Origin of the sequence: Streptosporangium sp. NPDC023615 (assembly GCF_040640155.1) — a bacterium.
Classification (GTDB): domain Bacteria; phylum Actinomycetota; class Actinomycetes; order Streptosporangiales; family Streptosporangiaceae; genus Streptosporangium.
The window spans coordinates 1-2,224 of record NZ_JBFABE010000162.1 but is presented as its reverse complement, the minus strand read 5'-3'; the positions used below and the strand labels follow the sequence as shown (position 1 = coordinate 2,224).

Below are 2,224 nucleotides of genomic sequence, written 5' to 3'. Positions count from 1 at the left end.
CTGGTGACACGTTCGTTAGTGCGCCACGATGCGCTGTTTGTCCGAATGGAGGTGAAAGACCGACCATCTCCCCGCCGTCGTAGCGGCGGGGTGAAGCTGGAGGCAGCCTGAGCCGGGAGTCGCCGGGGAGGGTGGGAGCAGCCTCGACAAAGTCGCGTCGGCCCAGCACTACCGGATGGGCCGAGCGCGGTGAGCGAGACGGGAAGGTATACGCGAGGAACCGGTGTCATTACGCCTCTTGACGTGTCTGCCAGCTCAAATCCGGTGGATATGGGCTGGATGGCGGCGCGTACCCGCTCCCTCATCACGGAGCGGGGAACTCCAGGTTCGGTCTTAACTGCGTGGGCCTGGAGGTCACGGTGAAGGACTACGGCGTAGCCGTGGCGATGCCGCAGGGGTATAGCCGGGTGCCTAACCCGTTGATCGGACAGCAGTGAACGTGGGAACCGCCCGTGGTCGTTCCCGGGTCCCATCTCCTCCAGAGGTGAGCTCGGGATAGGCGCGACGCCAGCCGAAGGCGCGGGCGGGACGGAGCCGCCGTAGTACTCCGAGGCCGGGAGAGCCGGTCACATGGGGAAGGGCGGCAGCATGCCAGACAAGGAAGGAATGCAATGTCCGAAGATGCGCCGGTGAATACCGGCGCCACGCGATGGCCGGATGCTGATTCGGCCTTCGTCACGGTACGGAGGATGCAGACCAAGTTGCACCGTTGGGCGACCGATGATCACGGTCGTCGGTTCGGTGACCTGTTCAACCTCGTCTACGACCCGGCGTTTCTGGTCCATGCGTGGGAGCGTGTGGCCGGCAATGCCGGGGCTCGGACTCCGGGAATCGATCGGGCCACGGTGGTCTGGATCGAGACCCGGATCGGGGTCGAGGCGTTCTTGGGCCAGATCCGGGACTCGCTGAAGTCCGGTGAGTTCTCTCCGGTCGAGGTGCGGCAGGTGATGATTCCCAAGGCCAGCGGCAAGCTGCGCAAGCTGGGCATCCCCACCGTCGCTGACCGGGTGGTCCAGGCCAGTCTCAAGCAGGTGCTCGAACCCATCTTCGAGGCGGACTTTCTGCCGTGCTCGTATGGGTTTCGCCCCAACCGGCGCGCGCACGACGCGATCGCCGAGATTCACCATCTGGCTTCTGAGCCCATCAACTACCGGTGGGTGCTGGAGGCCGACATCACGGCGTGTTTCGACGAGATCGACCACACGGCCCTGATGGATCGCCTGCGGGCGAGGATCTCGGATAAGCAGGTGAACGCGCTGGTCAAGGCGTTCCTGAAGTCCGGCGTCATGACGGCGGACGGCAATCGGGAAGAGACCTGGACCGGAACCCCGCAAGGCGGCGTCTTGTCCCCGCTGCTCGCCAACATCGCCTTGACCGCGCTGGACGATCATTTCGACCGGCAGTGGCGCCAGATGATGAGCACGTGGCGGCGGCGGAACCGGCGCAGACTCAAGGGCCAGGGCAACTGGAGACTCATCAGGTTCGCTGATGACTTCGTGTTGATGGTGTCGGGCGACCGGCATCATGCCGAGAGCCTGCGTGAGGAGGTGTCGGCCGTACTGGCCCCGCTGGGGCTGCGGTTGGCTCCGGACAAGACCCGCGTGGTCCATATCGACGAGGGGTTCGACTTCCTCGGACATCACATCCGCCGCCAGCGGAAGCGAGGGACGAACAAGTACTTCGTCTACACCAAGCCGTCCAGGAAGGCCGTCCAGGCGATCAGGGACAAGGTGTCGGCGAAGACACACAGGTCAACCCGCAATCAGGACCTGGCCAGGCTGATCTTGAGCTTGAACAGGATGCTGCGCGGGTGGGCGAACTACTTCCGCTACGGCGTCTCCAAGGCGACCTTCGCAGCGATCGACGCCCACACCTGGGCCCGGTTGATGCGCTGGATCCGCCGGAAATACGCGGGCAAGGCCCGCATGGGGATGCCGGAGTTCAGGCGTCGCTTCTGCGACGTCGGCTGGAGAGTCGCTCACCAGGGAGTCGCCTTCACCGGCACATCCACTGTCTCGGTGAAGCGCTACCGCTACCGCGGTGGCAACATCGCGACTCCATGGGCTCCGACACCGGCAACCGCCTCAGGCGGCTGACCAGCAGGCAAGGCATGTGGAGCGCCCGGTGCGTGGAGACACGCACGCCGGGTGCGGCGGGCGGGCCGGGGAAACCCACCGGGAGTAATCACGGCAGGGCGCCCCGGTCCGACCCAACACGGCACCCC

At 65.5% G+C, this 2,224-nt stretch carries 1 protein-coding gene; it reads left to right on the top strand.

The window, feature by feature from the left end; translation table 11 throughout:
• Nucleotides 1–611: 611 nt before the first annotated feature.
• A complete protein-coding gene (ltrA, locus tag AB0G16_RS38660) occupies nucleotides 612–2,096 on the top strand; it encodes a group II intron reverse transcriptase/maturase (protein ID WP_362815991.1) in 1,485 nt (494 codons plus the stop codon).
• Nucleotides 2,097–2,224: the final 128 nt, after the last annotated feature.